This window comes from Mycobacterium scrofulaceum (assembly GCF_002086735.1).
GTDB lineage: Bacteria > Actinomycetota > Actinomycetes > Mycobacteriales > Mycobacteriaceae > Mycobacterium > Mycobacterium scrofulaceum.
In genome coordinates, this window is record NZ_MVIJ01000003.1 from 111,402 (window position 1) to 125,556 (window position 14,155).

Here is a 14,155-nt window from a genome sequence, read left to right on the forward strand (position 1 = left end):
ATCGGAAGGAGACATTATGGCTGAAACCCTGACAGAGGTGACCCGCCAAGCCGCCGTCGTCGAGCGGCGGGGCAACGTCGCGCTCATCACCATCGACCGGCCAGATGCGCGCAACGCCGTCAACGGCGCGGTCAGCACGGCCGTGGGTGACGCGCTCGAGGAGGCGCAGCGCGATCCCGAGGTGTGGGCCGTCGTCATCACCGGTGCCGGCGACAAGTCATTCTGTGCCGGAGCGGATCTCAAGGCCATCTCACGGGGTGAGAACCTCTACCACGCCGAGCACCCCGAATGGGGCTTCGCCGGTTACGTGCACCACTTCATCGACAAACCCACCATCGCCGCAGTGAACGGCACCGCGCTCGGCGGCGGCTCTGAGCTCGCCCTGGCCAGCGATTTGGTGATCGCCTGCGAGAGCGCAAGTTTCGGACTACCCGAGGTGAAGCGCGGCCTGATCGCCGGGGCGGGCGGCGTGTTCCGGATCGTCGAACAGTTGCCGCGCAAGGTCGCGCTGGAGTTGGTGTTAACAGGTGAGCCGATGACAGCCTCCGACGCCTTGCGGTGGGGCCTGATTAATGAGGTCGTGCCGGACGGCACCGTCGTGGAAGCCGCCCTGGCACTCGCCGAGCGGATCACGTGCAACGCGCCGTTGTCGGTGCAAGCCAGCAAGCGGGTCGCCTACGGTGCCGACGACGGGATCATCGGCGCGGAGGAACCCAAGTGGGAACGCACGATTCGCGAATTCACCGAGTTGCTGAAGTCTGAGGACGCCAAGGAAGGTCCGTTGGCCTTCGCAGAGAAGCGTCAACCCGTATGGAAGGCACGCTGAAATGGGTCGAGTGCAGGACAAAGTGGTTCTGGTTACCGGAGGAGCCCGCGGTCAGGGCCGCAGCCACGCCGTCAAGCTGGCCGAGGAGGGCGCTGACATCATCCTCTTCGACATCTGTCACGACATCGAGACCAACGAATACCCACTGGCGACATCGCGTGATCTCGAGGAAGCCGGTCTGGAGGTGGAGAAGACCGGCCGCAAGGCCTACACCGCCGAGGTCGACGTGCGAGACCGGGCGGCCGTGAGCCGCGAACTCGCCAACGCGGTCGCCGAATTCGGCAAACTCGACGTGGTAGTTGCCAATGCCGGCATCTGCCCGCTGGGCGCTCATCTGCCGGTTCAGGCCTTCGCCGATGCCTTCGACGTCGACTTCGTCGGCGTCATCAACACCGTCCACGCCGCGCTGCCGTACCTGACGTCCGGCGCGTCGATCATCACCACCGGATCGGTCGCCGGCCTCATCGCAGCCGCCCAGCCCCCCGGCGCCGGCGGCCCGCAGGGCCCGGGCGGCGCGGGCTACAGCTACGCCAAGCAGCTGGTGGATTCCTACACCTTGCAGCTCGCCGCACAGCTCGCCCCACAATCCATCCGCGCCAACGTCATTCATCCGACGAACGTGAACACCGACATGCTCAACAGTGCGCCGATGTACCGGCAGTTCCGACCTGACCTCGAGGCGCCGAGCCGCGCCGACGCCCTGCTGGCCTTCCCCGCCATGCAGGCGATGCCCACCCCCTACGTCGAAGCCTCGGATATCTCGAACGCGGTCTGTTTCTTGGCCTCTGACGAGTCCCGGTATGTCACGGGCCTGCAGTTCAAGGTCGACGCCGGCGCAATGCTGAAGTTCTAGGAGGACCGATGACCACCACCCAAAAGCCCAGTGCCGACGCGGGGGCGAGCGAAGCGACGGGGGATGATCTGGCCGCCGAAGAGGGCCGCATCACCGACGAGGACATCGAACGCGCCAAAGGGCAGATCGGAATTCCCGTTCACCAGCGCGACGAAGCGTGGAACAAGCTGCCGTCGGCCGACGCCATCACGCACTTCGCCTTCGGCTGCGGTGACGACAACCCGTTGTTCCACGACCCGACGTACGGGCTGTCGACACGCTGGCACGGACAGATCGCATCGCCGACCTTCCCGATCGCGACGGGCCTGGATCAGACCCCCAAGTTCACCGATCCGGAGCGGAAGAAGCTGTTCCGCGGTCTGTTTCGCGGAACTGGTAAGTACTACTCGGGGGTGAAGTGGACGTGGTACCGCCCGATCTACGCGGGCAGGCCGGTCTTAGCGGAGAACTACACCCTCGACGTCCAGGTGAAGGAAAGTGAATTCTCCGGTGGGCGTTCGGTCAAGGAAACCTTCCGTTACCTCTACGTCGACATCGACGGCAACCCGATCGCGACCCGCGACGAGTCCTACATCAACGCCGAGCGCCAGGGTTCGAAGAAGTCCGGGAAGCTCAAGGACATTGCGCGCAAGCACTGGACTCCCGAGGAGTTCGCCCAGGTCGAGGAGGAGTACGAGGCAGAGCGACGGCGAGGCGCTGATCCCCAGTGGTGGGAGGACGTCTCGGTGGGCGACGAACTCCCCGGAATCATCAAGGGCCCGTTGACTGTCGTCGACATCATCTCGATGCACATGGGGTGGGGCTGGGGCGGCTACGGCGTGGGGCCGCTGAAATTCGCCCACCAATTACGCAAGCGGATGCCCGCTTTCTACCAGCCGGATGAGTATGGCGTCCCCGACGTCGTGCAGCGACTGCACTGGGATGCCGAACGCGCTCAGGCACTTGGTATTCCGGCGCCGTACGACTATGGTCAGATGCGCGCGGCGTGGGTAAGCCACCTGCTGACCAACTGGATCGGTGACGACGGCTGGCTGGCTGAGATGGATCTGCAACTACGCGGCTTCAACTACCACGGAGACGTGCACCGCTGCACTGGCACGGTCACCTCAAAGGGCGAGGGGGCTGAAGACCCAGTGTCGCTGGACGTCTTCGCCACCAGCCAAAGGGGCGAAACCACCACGCGAGGCACCGCCAAGGTGTTGCTGCCGTCGAAGGCGACCGGTGCTGTTGTGCTGCCGATCCCGGATGCCGATCTGCGAAGGCGGGGAGCGCAGGTCGTTTCGCGAGTTTCTGGCAAAGTCGGTGAAGAAATGCGACGACTGTATGGAGAGTGAGATCACCACATGAAAAGACTCGTTCTGGAGCCGGAGCACGAGGCATTCCGCGAGACGGTCCGGCAGTTCATCGAGCGTGAACTCGTGCCAAACGCCGAGCGTTGGGAAGCCGACCGCATCGTCGACCGCTCGGCGTTCGTCGCCGCCGGCAAATACGGGTTGATCGGGTTCAACATGCCCGAGCAGTACGGCGGCGGGGGAGTCGACGACTTCCGGTTCAACGCGGTCATCGACGAGGAGATCGCCCGATACGGAGGGCCGTCGCCGTCGTTGAGCCTGCAAAATGACGTTGTGGGCCCGTACTTCTCGTCGTTGGCCAACGATGAGCAGAAGGAGCGCTGGCTGCCGGGCATCATCAGCGGCGAACTGATCGTCGCCGTAGCGATGACCGAGCCTGGCGCGGGCAGCGACCTGGCCGGGATCCGCACCTCGGCCGTCCGCGACGGTGACGACTGGATCATCAACGGCGCCAAGACATTCATCTCGTCCGGCATCAACTGCGATCTGGTAGTGGTGGTATGCCGCACAGACCCCGAGGCCGGCCACAAGGGCTTCACATTGCTCGTGGTCGAGGCAGGCATGGAGGGCTTCAGCCGCGGCCGCAAGCTCGAAAAGATGGGGTTGCATTACCAGGACACCGCCGAGCTGGCCTTCGAGAACGTTCGGGTGCCATCGGCGAACCTGCTGGGCAAAGAGGGACGCGGCTTCTACCACCTGATGCACAACCTTCCTTCGGAACGGTTGTCCATCGCCATCTCAGCCATCGCCGGCGCACGCGAGACCTGGCGGCAGACCTTGCAATACGCCAAGGACCGCAAGGCTTTCGGCCAGTCGATCGGCAGCTTCCAGCACAACCGATTCCTGTTGGCCGAGATGGACACCGAGCTCGAGATCGGCGAGCAATACATCGACAGGTGCCTCCGGGCGGTAGTGGACGGGGAACTCACCGCAGTCGAGGCATCGAAGGCAAAATGGTGGTGCACCGAGACCGCCAAGAAGGTGATCGATGGCTGCGTGCAGTTGCACGGCGGCTATGGCTATATGACGGAATACCGCGTCGCGCGCGACTATATGGACAATCGCATCATGACGATCTTCGGTGGCACCACCGAGATCATGAAGGACATCATCGGACGCGACCTCGGCCTATGATCCCGTTGCGATGAACGGCATCTCGGTCGAGCACGACGGCGCGGTGCTGCGGATCCGGCTGGACCGACCGGAGAAGCTCAACGCCGTCGACACCCCCATGCTCGAGGAGTTGTCGGTTCACATTCGCGATGCCGAGGCAGACGAATCGGTCCGCGCGGTGCTGCTCACCGGTGCCGGTCGAGCATTCTGTTCCGGCGGCGACCTGACCGGCGGTGACACTGCGGGCGCCGCTGATGCCGCCAACCGGGTGGTCCGGGCGATCACCTCGCTACCCAAGCCGGTGATCGCCGGTGTCCATGGAGCGGCCGTTGGCTTCGGGTGTTCGCTGGCGCTCGCCTGCGATCTGGTGGTGGCCGCGCCAGCGTCGTACTTTCAGTTGGCCTTTACCCGGGTCGGGCTGATGCCGGACGGGGGTGCGTCCGCGCTGCTGCCATTGCTGATTGGTCGAGCGCGCACCTCTCGCATGGCCATGACCGCGGAAAAGATCTCCGCTGCAACCGCATTTGAATGGGGGATGATCTCGCACATCACTTCCGCGGACGAATACGAGTCGGTGCTGACCGACGTGCTGCGGTCGGTCTCCGGCGGTCCAACGTTGGCGTTCGGCTGGACGAAGCGTGCGCTGGCCGCAGCGACCCTGGCCGAGCTCGAGCCGGTGCAAGCTATCGAAGCCGAGGGGCAGTTGGCGTTGGTCGAGACCGCTGACTTCAGAGAAGGGGCACGCGCCTTCCGCGAGCGGCGCACCCCAAATTTTCGTGGCCACTGAGCACAGGAGAGTCGACGTGACAACCCAGACAGTACGAGTAGACAACTTGGACATCGAATATACCGACAGCGGAACGGGTTCGACGATCCTTTTCGTCCACGGCGTCTATGTCACCGGCGCGGTGTGGAACGACGTCGTGGCTGAACTAGGGGAGGGCTTCCACTGCATCGCGCCGACCTGGCCGCTGGGCGCCCACAGCACCCCCACCGGCGGCGCCGACCTGGGCGCTGAGGCGGCAGCGCGGCGCATCGTCCACTTCATGGAAGCCCTCGATCTGACCGACGTCACCGTGGTGGCCAACGACACCGGTGGTGGACTGGTGCTGGCATCGCTGGGCGATCCAGGTCTGGACACATCCCGCATCGCCCGTCTGGTACTCACCAATTGCGATAGCTACGAACACTTTCCGCCTGGCTCCTTCGCTCAGATCGTCAAGCTGTGCCGTCTCAGCTCCCGGGTGGGTGGAGGAATTGTCCGCCTGTTGGCCACTGGACCAGGGCAGAGCTTCTTCCTGAAGGCGGTGTCCAAGCACCCGCCCTCCCGCGAGCGGCAACGGGAGATCTTCGGTGCGTTCGCCACCAGCGGAGCGGCCCGTCGCGACGCGGTCATGGTGACCGCCTCACTGGATCCGGCGCTGACTCTGCGTGCCGCACCTGCGATCAAGGCGTTCGACAGACCCGTCACATTGACATGGGGCACCGAGGATAAACTGTTCCCCCTCGACCATGCTCGCCGGCTACGCGACGCGTTTCCACATGCCGCGTTGATCGAGATCCCGGATTGCTCCGCCTTTGTCATGATCGATGCGCCCGCGAAACTCGCTGAGGCGATCCGCAACGGATGAGCGGTTAAGCCCCAATGATCACGGTTCCAGAGCCGGCAGCCGAGATGGTGCGTGCCCAGCATTTCCAGGGCAATGCTTGTGCGCCGCAGGGAGGTATCGACGCACATCAAGTACACGACTTGATCGAACTGAAGCTCGAAGTGCCATCACCTGAGCTCCGGTCAGCTCACCACCATTGACGGTGGTGGCGTGAATCCCGGGTTCGACAACGCCGTTGCCATCCCGCTGCCGATCGGCCCGGTTTCGTCAAACAGGGTCGCCACCCCAGTGGCGACCCCCGCATGGCTGTAGTGGGTCACCGACGCCAATCCGATGTAGACACCTTCCGGCAGGCGACTGAGCGTGATCGTGTAGTCGGCGTTGATGAACTGCAATCCCTCAGTACCCCAATGGGTTAGCGAACTGGTGACGTCTCCGGCCATGACGGCGCGAGTGAAAGGCGATAATGGCTCGTCATCGACGAGAAACTTCGTCTCCCGCATCCACGCGAATTTCTGGCCGTGGTGTCGCCACTCTTTGATGCCGACACCCGGACTCCCCGCGACTGGGTCCCGGCCGAACGAGTGAAACACCATTGGGACATCGTCATTCAGCACGTCGGGCTCCGCCGGCACTGCGGGCATCGTGACGGGTGACGTCCACACGGTGTCCACGGCGTGCTCACTGCGGCGGAGGAACAATGCGCTGGCCCGCGCCACGATCACGTCGTTCTGAGTCATGACCGCGTCGACCAGTCGAAGTCGGCGGCCGTCACGCACAACCGAGGAATGCATCTGCAGTGGTTGCAGCGCCACCGGCCTGAGCAGGTCGACGGTCAGCCGGGCGGGCTGAAGGTCGACATCGTCGACTTCTTGCTCGACCGCTCGCCCCAACAACCCACCGATGTAATTGCCGCTGAGCGACGGACCCCATGGCCCTCTCGCCAAAGGAGTAGGCACATAGTATTTTCCGTCGGTGACGAAGAAGCACGTCGGCGCAGGCCGGGCGGCCTTTGGCGATGAATCCGTCACCTGATCCCTACCCCCCGTAACCGGCATCGCTCGATCAGTATCTGTGCCAATCGTTCTGGATGGCTGAACATCACCTCGTGGCAGGCATCAACCGGGATGACGGTTTCCACGCCGCCGAGCGCGGCGATGCTCGCGTGCTGCGACGCCACCGACAGGGCGCGGTCTCGGGTGGTCAATATCCAGGTGCGCGGCACATCGGCGGGCAGTCCGCTGCGATCCACCGGCTCCCCGGGTACCCGCGCGGATTCAGCCTGCAACTTCGACATCGTCAGTCGGCGCTGCGCGGCGGTCATGCCGTTGCAGAACGCCCACCGCGCCGCCGGTGCCGGAATCTTCATGGGTCTGCCGATTCGGGCGGCGCGCCGCGCGAAGACCGCCAGCGGGCCACCGAGCGTGTCCGCGATGGCCGAACCCTGAGGCGGTACGAATGCCGTTGCGAGAACCATCTCACGGACTCGTGATGAACCGAGTTTGGCGACGACGCCGGGGACGGTCACACCCGCCATCGAGTGGCCCACGATCACGATGTCACCGAGACCCGCTTCCTCGATGTCCGCGATGACAGAGTCCACCCAATCGGCGATCGTGACGGTCGCGAGGTCGCCTGGCTTGTTGCCGTGTCCGGGCAGATCCACTGCGAGAGTGCGCAATCCGGGTTCCTGGCGGCGCAATTCGGCGATGACGAGATCCCAGCAGTCACCGGCGTGCTCGCCGCCGTGCACGAGCACCAGGTCGGGCAGCGCCATCGTAGAGCCTTTCATCGGTTGATCAACTGGGAGCTCAGCATGTCGATGTCGGTCCGGAAGTCTGTGTAGCTCCTGCTGGCCGGCTCGATGGTGATCCACGTGACACCCGCCTCGGCGTAGGCGTCCAGCCGCGGCTGCACCGCGGCGCAGAATCTCTCGCAGTTGCCGCTGGCGAGCAGGTGCGCTTCGAACGGAACGAAGGCGACGTCAGCAGCGCCGCGGCCCGCTTCCGCCCGCTGCTTGTTCACCCTCGCGATCCAGTCACCAAGCGTGTCGATGTCCTCGAGTGGGCGGGCGCGGGTGATCGCGGCCATCTCGCCCGACGCGGCCATCGGCATCCAGCCGTCGGCGACCTCGACGACACGGCGTTGCGCGGCGGCGCCGTTGCCGCCGATCCAGATAGGGGGACCACCCGTCGTCAGCGGCGGCGGCAGCGCGACGTGACCGCTCACCCCGAACTCCGGCCCGGCATGATCGACGCCCGCCCACGTCGCCTTCCACGCCGCGATCGCCTCGTCGAGCAGTGCGCCTCGCCGATCGAAATCGGCTCCTAGCGCTTCGAATTCGGCCTTGAGATAGCCGGCCCCGGTGCCCAATGTGAACCGACCACCCGAGAGCAGATCGAAACTCGCTGCGGCCTTTGCCGTCAGGTACGGACTGCGATAACCCGATACCAAGATGTAAGTCATCAACCTGACGCGGGTTGTGGCGCCCGCCGCGAAGCTCAGCGACACAAACGGGTCGAAGGCGTGGTGGCCGCCGCGGGCCAGCCACTCCCGATCCGGATAGGGGTGTTCGGACATGGAAAAGCCATCGAAGCCGGCCTCTTCCACCAGTCGTGCGACGTCCCCGATACCGGCGCCTTCGCACCAGCGGTTCCAGTGCTTGACGGCCCGCATCGGAAACATCAGGTTGTATCGCACTTCGGTCCCTTTCAGCTCCATTGTCGCCGCGGCTATCGCACCAGCGATCGCGCGATGATCTCGCGCTGGACTTCCGTCGCACCTTCGCCCAGACGCTTGACGCGCAGGTCGCGAAACCATCGCTCCAGCGGCAGTTCGGTAGAGATTCCCAGCGCGCCGTGAATCTGGATGCACCGATCCAGAACTCGGTAGGCTGCTTCGGTTCCGAACATCTTGGCCACCGACGCATCCACCCGGACGTCGCGTCCGAGGTCGGCGTTCGATGCGGCCTGGTACATCAGCAGCCGTGCGGCCCGCAGGTCTACCTCACTGTCCACCAGCATCCACTGGATGCCCTGCTTGTCAGCCAGCCTGCCGCCGAACACGTCTCGGTCCCTGGCCCATCGGCAGGCCATGTCCAGCGCGCTCTGCGCAATGCCGATCGGCCCGGCGGCGTACACGATGCGGCCGTGCACCAGGAACTCCCCGGCTAACGAAAAGCCCTGTCCCTCTTCGCCGATCAGCTGTTCGGCCGGGAGCCGAACGTTATCGAAGTGCAGCTCGTAAGGGGCGAAGGACGCCATCACGGGGATCCGGCTGAACGTGACTCCTGGGGTGCCCTTTTCGAGAATGAAAGCCGAGATACCATGGCGCCCCTCACCGGTGCGGGCATACACCACCCCCCAATCGGCATCGGGAGCATGTGAAATCCACATCTTCGAGCCGTTGAGCAGGTAGCTGCTGCCGTCACGCGTCGCCTTGAGCTTGATCGCCCGCGCCGGATCCGACCCACCGGAAGCCTCGGTGATCGCGGTGTACGCCTTGGACATGATCCCATCGATGACAGGTCGGGCGTACTTCTCGAACTGTTCGGGTGTCGCCTTGAACATAATGTTGGGGGGGTTGCCGCCGAAGGCTCCGAGGGCCGGAAAGAAGGCCCCCATCCGGCATTTCGCTGCCTCCTCGGCGACCACCACTTGGCCGAGGACACTGAGCCCGGCGCCGCCGTACTCCTCGGGCGTCTGCAGTGACCACAGTCCGGCCTCCCTGGCTTTTGCCTGCAGCGCGACGAGCTGTTCGCGGGGTAGCCCGACTGTGTCGTGGTCCAGCTTCTCCTCGACGGGATGCACATGCGCATCCATGAACCGCCGCACCGTATCGCGCAGCATCACCAATTCTTCCGGCAGCTGCCATGCGCCAGAAGGCCCTTCGGACATCAGACCCGTGCCGCAGCAGCAGCCCGCAGGTCGCGTGCACTCTGCAGCTGCGGCTCGTGGTTGGCCTCGTACTGCTCGATCCACTCGTGCGGCAACTTGCCCCATGCCTCACCGATCCGCAGCCGCTGTTCGGAGCTGAACACCTCCGCGGCGACGACGTCACCAACAAAGATGGTGTTCTCGTCGTTGTCCAGCGACCCCGTGATGCGGCATTCCACGTAGCTGTGTGCGTCAAGCAGGATCGGCGCACCAGTGACGCCCGGCTTGCTCCGCAGCTTGGAGATCTTGTCACCGTCCCGGCCCGAGCTGCCGCCGAGAGTCATCAGGATCTCCATCGACTTCTCGATCTCGTGCGGGCCGGCCGACAGCATGTGCATCACGAAAATGCCGGAGTTCACCAGCATGTCGTGCGTCCTATTGTATTTGGTCAGGCTGACGGTCGCGCGTGGCAGCTCCGGCACGATGCTGGCCGAGCCCGCCGACAGCGACATCAGCCCATTAGCGAAACCGCCGTCAATCGTGGTGACCGCCACCGGAAACGGCCGCAGTCCGGCCAGCACCTTGTCGGCGGCCGCGAGATTCAGCGTCATGTCTTTCCCTTTTGTCGATTCAGCCGAGCGTGAACGGGTCGCGAGTCTCTCCGGACAGCTCCACCCAGACCGCTTTGGTCTCGGTGAAGTCCTTCACGGCGTCGATGCCGTTCTCCCGTCCGATGCCGCTGTAGCCGATGCCACCGAACGGAACATGAGGCGCGACGACTCGATAAGCGTTGACCCACACCGTGCCGGCCCGCAGCTTGGCGGCCACCCGGTGCGCGCGGTGGACGTCCTTGGTCCACACAGCCGCGGCCAGTCCGAACTCGGTGCCGTTGGCCGCGGCGACGGCTTCGTCTTCGTCTTCGAAGGTCATCACCGCCAGCACGGGTCCGAAGATCTCCTCGGCGACGGCCCGCATCGACGGGTCGACGCCGGTCAGCACCGTTGGCTTGACGAAGAACCCGCCGAGGTCGCTGGCGGGCTCGCCGCCGTAGGCGACCGTCGCCCCCTGCTCACGTGCGGAAGCGAAGTGCGACAGCACCTTTTCGTACTGCGGCAAGTTGGACACCGGACCCATCTCGGTCGTCGGGTCCTTCGGGTCGCCCAGTTTGATGGTCGCCGCCCGCGCGACGATCTTCTCCACCAACGCGTCCGCGACGCTGCGGTCTACCAGCAGGCGCGAGCCCGCCAGACACGTCTGGCCGGTGGCGGCGAAGACGCCGGCGATCACCCCGTTGGCCGCGGCGTCGAGGTCAGCATCGGCGAACACCACTTGCGCCGACTTGCCGCCGAGTTCGAGTGAGAACCGGGTCATGTTCTCGATCGCGGCCTTGCCGACGTGAATGCCGGTGGCCGTCGACCCGGTGAACGCGACCTTGTCGACGCCCGGGTGCGACGCCAGCGCGGCACCCGTCTCCGGTCCCCAGCCGGTGACGACGTTGATCACGCCCGGCGGAAAACCGGCCTCGGCGAACAGCTTTGCGAACGCCAATGTCGACGTCGGGGTGTGATCGCTTGGCTTGACGACGAACGTGCAACCCGCGGCCAGCCCGGCGGCCAACTTCCAGGTCAACAGCAGTAGCGGTGAGTTCCAGGGCGTGATCGCGCCGACCACGCCGACGGGCTCATGGCGGGTGTAGACGAAGTAGTTGGGCTTGTCCACCGGTATGACGTCGCCCTGCAGCTTGTCTGCCAGCCCGCCATAGTAAAAGTAGTAATCCGGCAGCGACCGCATCTGGCCGACCATTTCGCGAACCAGCTTGCCGCCGTCACGCACCTCGAGTTCGGCGAGCTGGTCGGCTTCGCGTGCGATGATCTCACCGAGTCGGTGCAGTAGCTTGCCGCGGGCGGTCGCAGTGAGCGCACCCCACGGTCCATTCAGCGCGGCACGGGCGGCGCCGACGGCGCGATCCACATCGGCCGCCGCGGCATTGGGCACGCGCGCCCAGGGCCTGCCAGTGAAGGGATCAACGCTGTCGTAGGTCAATCCCGACGCAGCGGAGGATGATTCGCCCCCAATCAGGAGGTCGAACTGGACCAACGTCTCGGTCGCGGTGTCGGTCATCGCCTCCTCCTCATCTTGTTCGGGGTTTCTTCTTGTTGTTCAACGAGTCCGGGGTAGCCCCGGCGTTGCCAAGGTCGGTGAAGAACTTGCCGTGCCGGGCGGCGACACTGGGGGTCAGATCGCGGGCCTCCCACATCGCGCGAACGGTGCCCTGCACGCCATTGGGTCTGCGCGCGGCGATTTCGGAGGCCAGTTCGAAGGCGCGGACGCGTAATTGGTCGTCCGGGACCACCTCGGTCACCAGCCCGATTCGCAGCGCGGTCTGCGCCGACATCCGCTCCTCGCTGCCGAGCAGCGCCCAGCGCATCACCTCGCCGTAGGGCACGCCAAGGGCCAGCATGCCCATCGGCTCCAGCGCCGAGACGATGCCCGCGTTGGCATGTGGGTCAAAGAAGGTGGCCGTCTCACTGCAGATCGAAAAGTCGCACTGGTTGACGAAGTACATGGCGCCGCCGGCCACGATGCCGTGCAGTGCCGCGATCACCGGCTTCCACACCTTGTGTGCCTTCGGCCCCAGCAATTCTCCCGGATCCTCTTGATTGAAGATCGGTCGGTGCTTCCACCAGGTGCCCTCGGTCACGTCGATGCCGGTGCAGAAGGCGCGCTCGCCGTTGGCGCACAGCACCGCGGCCCGGATGTCCTCGTCGTCGCGCACTCGGGCCCACACCGCGGCGAGTTCGGCGGCCATCTGTTCGGTGAAGCTGTTCATTTTCTCGGGCCGGTTGAGCGCCACGGTGGCGACGTGGTCGGCGACCTGGAGTTCAATAGTGGCAAGGTCGGTCTGCTCGATCATCGTCGCTCCTCGGTCGATCCGGTCGATACCGGCATCTTCCCACCCGACTGGCTGACGTGGTTCACCTGGTTAGCGATCTCGCGTTTGAGGATCTTGCCCGCGGGCCCCAACGGGAACTCACGCCAGAACACGAACCGGCGCGGCTGCTTGTAACCGGCCAATTCCGCGCGGCACAACGCAGCCAGTTCCGCAGTCAGTGCGTCCTGATCGCCGACGTGGGATTTGGCAATCACGGCGGCCACCGGCGTCTCACCCCACTCGGGGTCAGGCACCCCGACCACCGCAACCATGTCGACATCGGAGTGCTGCGCGATCACCCGCTCAATCTCCGCCGGGTAGACATTGAACCCGCCGGAGATGATCAGATCGGTCTTGCGACCGGTGATGTGGAGGTAGCCCTCCTCGTCAAGGTAGCCCAAGTCGCCGGAGCGCAGCCCATCAGGACGGAACGTCTCGGCGGTCTGCTCGGGCCGGTTCCAGTAGCCAATCGCGTTGGCGGGGCTGGTGATGACGATTTCGCCGACATCGCCGGGCGGGGCGTCGTTGCCGTCGACGTCGATGACGCGGATCACGCACATCGGGGTTTCCTGTCCGCATGAGGTCGCGATCGAGGTTTTGCCGGCGACGATGTCGCGGTGATCTTGCGGGGTGAGGATCGTTGCCTGTCCTCCGCATTCGGTGAGGCCGTAGCGCTGTTGCAGCTCGCAGCCGAGCAGGTCCATTGCCTTACGTGCCAGGCCCGGCGGCACTGGGGCCGAACCATAGGAGATGCGCCGTAGGCTCGACATGTCCCGCGGTGGGCCGTCTTCGAGGATCGCCAGCGTCCGGTGCAGCATCGTCGGGATGAAGGTCGTGAACGTGATCGCACTGCGTTCGATCTCGTCGATCACCGCCTGCGGGTCGAATCTCTGATGGATCACCATGGTCTGACCGAGATAGAGCCAAGACACCGTGCGGACCATGCCGCCTGCAGTAAAGAACGGTGTCGTCGCGAGCATGACGTCGGAGCGGTTGGCCTCGGTGACCAGGTTCGTGTCGGCCGCCTGGTAGAGCAGGGCGCGATGAGTGTGCATCACACCTTTGGCGCGACCGGTGGTACCGCTGGTGTACAAGATGAACGCCACGTCGTCCGGCGTGATGTCGCGGCGCTCGGCGCCGGGCTGCGCTTGCGCCAGCGCCGTCTCGTAGTCGGTGACCAACTCGCTCGTGCCGAGCATTGAGTGCGCGCCCACGCCTAATATCAGTGCCAGCTCGGTTAATTCGCCCAGGAACTTGTCCAAGTGGTCGGCGTGGATGATCACCGCTCGTGCGCCGGAGTCGTCGCGGACGTGGGCGACTTCGTCGGGAGCCAGCCTGATGTTCACCGGCACCGTGATCAGCCCGGCTTTGGCCAGGCCGAACGAGATCTCAGGCCATTCGATGCAGTTGCGGGCGATCACCATCACCCGGTCGCCCGGTACCAGCCCCCGTCCGATCAGGAAGGCGGCGAGCCGCCGGGCTCTGTCGTCGACCTGCGACCAGGTAAGCGCCCGGTCGGCATCGACCAGCGCACGCTTGTCGGGGTAGCGGCGGGAGTTGTTGGTCGCGATGTCACCGATGAGCATCAGATGAA

General features: G+C 65.0%; 14 protein-coding genes. 6 read left to right on the plus strand and 8 right to left on the minus strand.

The annotated features are described in order from the left end of the window. Window positions 1-16: 16 nt before the first annotated feature. From BST44_RS03720 to BST44_RS03745, 6 genes are read left to right on the plus strand one after another with little or no spacing between them, the layout of a single operon-like run. Window positions 17-826, plus strand: a complete 810-nt coding sequence (locus tag BST44_RS03720) for a crotonase/enoyl-CoA hydratase family protein (RefSeq protein WP_011724908.1) — start codon at window positions 17-19, stop codon at window positions 824-826. A gap of 1 nt (window position 827) precedes the next feature. Then, window positions 828-1,679 carry a mycofactocin-coupled SDR family oxidoreductase gene (locus tag BST44_RS03725; protein WP_011724909.1) on the plus strand — a complete coding sequence of 284 codons (852 nt, stop codon included), beginning with the start codon at window positions 828-830 and terminating at the stop codon, window positions 1,677-1,679. A gap of 8 nt (window positions 1,680-1,687) precedes the next feature. Beyond that, entirely contained in the window at window positions 1,688-3,013 is a 1,326-nt protein-coding gene (locus tag BST44_RS03730; protein ID WP_011724910.1) for an FAS1-like dehydratase domain-containing protein, read from the plus strand. 9 nt (window positions 3,014-3,022) lie between these two features. Beyond that, entirely contained in the window at window positions 3,023-4,165 is a 1,143-nt protein-coding gene (locus tag BST44_RS03735) for an acyl-CoA dehydrogenase family protein (RefSeq protein ID WP_047322068.1), read from the plus strand. A gap of 10 nt (window positions 4,166-4,175) precedes the next feature. Further along, on the plus strand, window positions 4,176-4,931 hold the full coding sequence (locus tag BST44_RS03740; RefSeq protein ID WP_011724912.1) for an enoyl-CoA hydratase: 756 nt from the start codon (window positions 4,176-4,178) through the stop codon (window positions 4,929-4,931). Between the two features lie 46 nt (window positions 4,932-4,977). Then, the gene (locus tag BST44_RS03745) at window positions 4,978-5,775 is read left to right on the plus strand and encodes an alpha/beta fold hydrolase (protein ID WP_011724913.1); all 798 of its coding nucleotides are present in this window, start codon (window positions 4,978-4,980) and stop codon (window positions 5,773-5,775) included. Between the two features lie 161 nt (window positions 5,776-5,936). On the opposite strand, the gene BST44_RS03750 is transcribed toward BST44_RS03745, so the two are convergent. From BST44_RS03750 to BST44_RS03785, 8 genes are all read right to left on the minus strand, one after another. After that, window positions 5,937-6,650, minus strand: coding sequence for a thioesterase family protein (locus BST44_RS03750; RefSeq protein ID WP_263426360.1), 714 nt, complete (start codon window positions 6,648-6,650; stop codon window positions 5,937-5,939). 131 nt (window positions 6,651-6,781) lie between these two features. Then, window positions 6,782-7,531: an alpha/beta fold hydrolase gene (locus tag BST44_RS03755; RefSeq protein ID WP_011724915.1), complete on the minus strand. Its 750-nt coding sequence runs from the start codon at window positions 7,529-7,531 to the stop codon at window positions 6,782-6,784. 11 nt (window positions 7,532-7,542) lie between these two features. Further along, entirely contained in the window at window positions 7,543-8,475 is a 933-nt protein-coding gene (locus tag BST44_RS03760; RefSeq protein WP_011724916.1) for a TIGR03619 family F420-dependent LLM class oxidoreductase, read from the minus strand. An 11-nt stretch (window positions 8,476-8,486) separates the two neighbouring features. Beyond that, window positions 8,487-9,650 (minus strand): acyl-CoA dehydrogenase family protein, encoded by a 1,164-nt coding sequence (locus BST44_RS03765; RefSeq protein ID WP_033722641.1) that lies wholly within the window; start codon window positions 9,648-9,650, stop codon window positions 8,487-8,489. Continuing rightward, window positions 9,650-10,240 carry a flavin reductase family protein gene (locus BST44_RS03770; protein ID WP_011724918.1) on the minus strand — a complete coding sequence of 197 codons (591 nt, stop codon included), beginning with the start codon at window positions 10,238-10,240 and terminating at the stop codon, window positions 9,650-9,652. Before BST44_RS03770 ends, BST44_RS03765 begins: the two co-directional genes overlap by 1 nt. A gap of 19 nt (window positions 10,241-10,259) precedes the next feature. Further along, the gene (locus BST44_RS03775) at window positions 10,260-11,750 is read right to left on the minus strand and encodes an aldehyde dehydrogenase (protein ID WP_011724919.1); all 1,491 of its coding nucleotides are present in this window, start codon (window positions 11,748-11,750) and stop codon (window positions 10,260-10,262) included. Between the two features lie 10 nt (window positions 11,751-11,760). Further along, on the minus strand, window positions 11,761-12,543 hold the full coding sequence (locus tag BST44_RS03780) for an enoyl-CoA hydratase/isomerase family protein (protein ID WP_011724920.1): 783 nt from the start codon (window positions 12,541-12,543) through the stop codon (window positions 11,761-11,763). After that, window positions 12,540-14,147, minus strand: coding sequence for a class I adenylate-forming enzyme family protein (locus BST44_RS03785; RefSeq protein ID WP_011724921.1), 1,608 nt, complete (start codon window positions 14,145-14,147; stop codon window positions 12,540-12,542). Before BST44_RS03785 ends, BST44_RS03780 begins: the two co-directional genes overlap by 4 nt. Window positions 14,148-14,155 lie beyond the last annotated feature (8 nt).

Excerpts from the sequence above, each read along its gene's own strand:
- BST44_RS03775 (WP_011724919.1), bottom strand. The coding sequence starts at position 11,750 with ATGACCGACACCGCGACCGAGACGTTGGTCCAGTTCGACCTCCTGATT.
- BST44_RS03780 (WP_011724920.1), bottom strand. The coding sequence starts at position 12,543 with ATGATCGAGCAGACCGACCTTGCCACTATTGAACTCCAGGTCGCCGAC.
- BST44_RS03765 (WP_033722641.1), bottom strand. The coding sequence starts at position 9,650 with ATGTCCGAAGGGCCTTCTGGCGCATGGCAGCTGCCGGAAGAATTGGTG.
- BST44_RS03720 (WP_011724908.1), top strand. The coding sequence starts at position 17 with ATGGCTGAAACCCTGACAGAGGTGACCCGCCAAGCCGCCGTCGTCGAG.
- BST44_RS03760 (WP_011724916.1), bottom strand. The coding sequence starts at position 8,475 with ATGGAGCTGAAAGGGACCGAAGTGCGATACAACCTGATGTTTCCGATG.
- BST44_RS03755 (WP_011724915.1), bottom strand. The coding sequence starts at position 7,531 with ATGGCGCTGCCCGACCTGGTGCTCGTGCACGGCGGCGAGCACGCCGGT.
- BST44_RS03785 (WP_011724921.1), bottom strand. The coding sequence starts at position 14,147 with ATGCTCATCGGTGACATCGCGACCAACAACTCCCGCCGCTACCCCGAC.
- BST44_RS03740 (WP_011724912.1), top strand. The coding sequence starts at position 4,176 with ATGAACGGCATCTCGGTCGAGCACGACGGCGCGGTGCTGCGGATCCGG.
- BST44_RS03725 (WP_011724909.1), top strand. The coding sequence starts at position 828 with ATGGGTCGAGTGCAGGACAAAGTGGTTCTGGTTACCGGAGGAGCCCGC.
- BST44_RS03735 (WP_047322068.1), top strand. The coding sequence starts at position 3,023 with ATGAAAAGACTCGTTCTGGAGCCGGAGCACGAGGCATTCCGCGAGACG.
- BST44_RS03770 (WP_011724918.1), bottom strand. The coding sequence starts at position 10,240 with ATGACGCTGAATCTCGCGGCCGCCGACAAGGTGCTGGCCGGACTGCGG.
- BST44_RS03730 (WP_011724910.1), top strand. The coding sequence starts at position 1,688 with ATGACCACCACCCAAAAGCCCAGTGCCGACGCGGGGGCGAGCGAAGCG.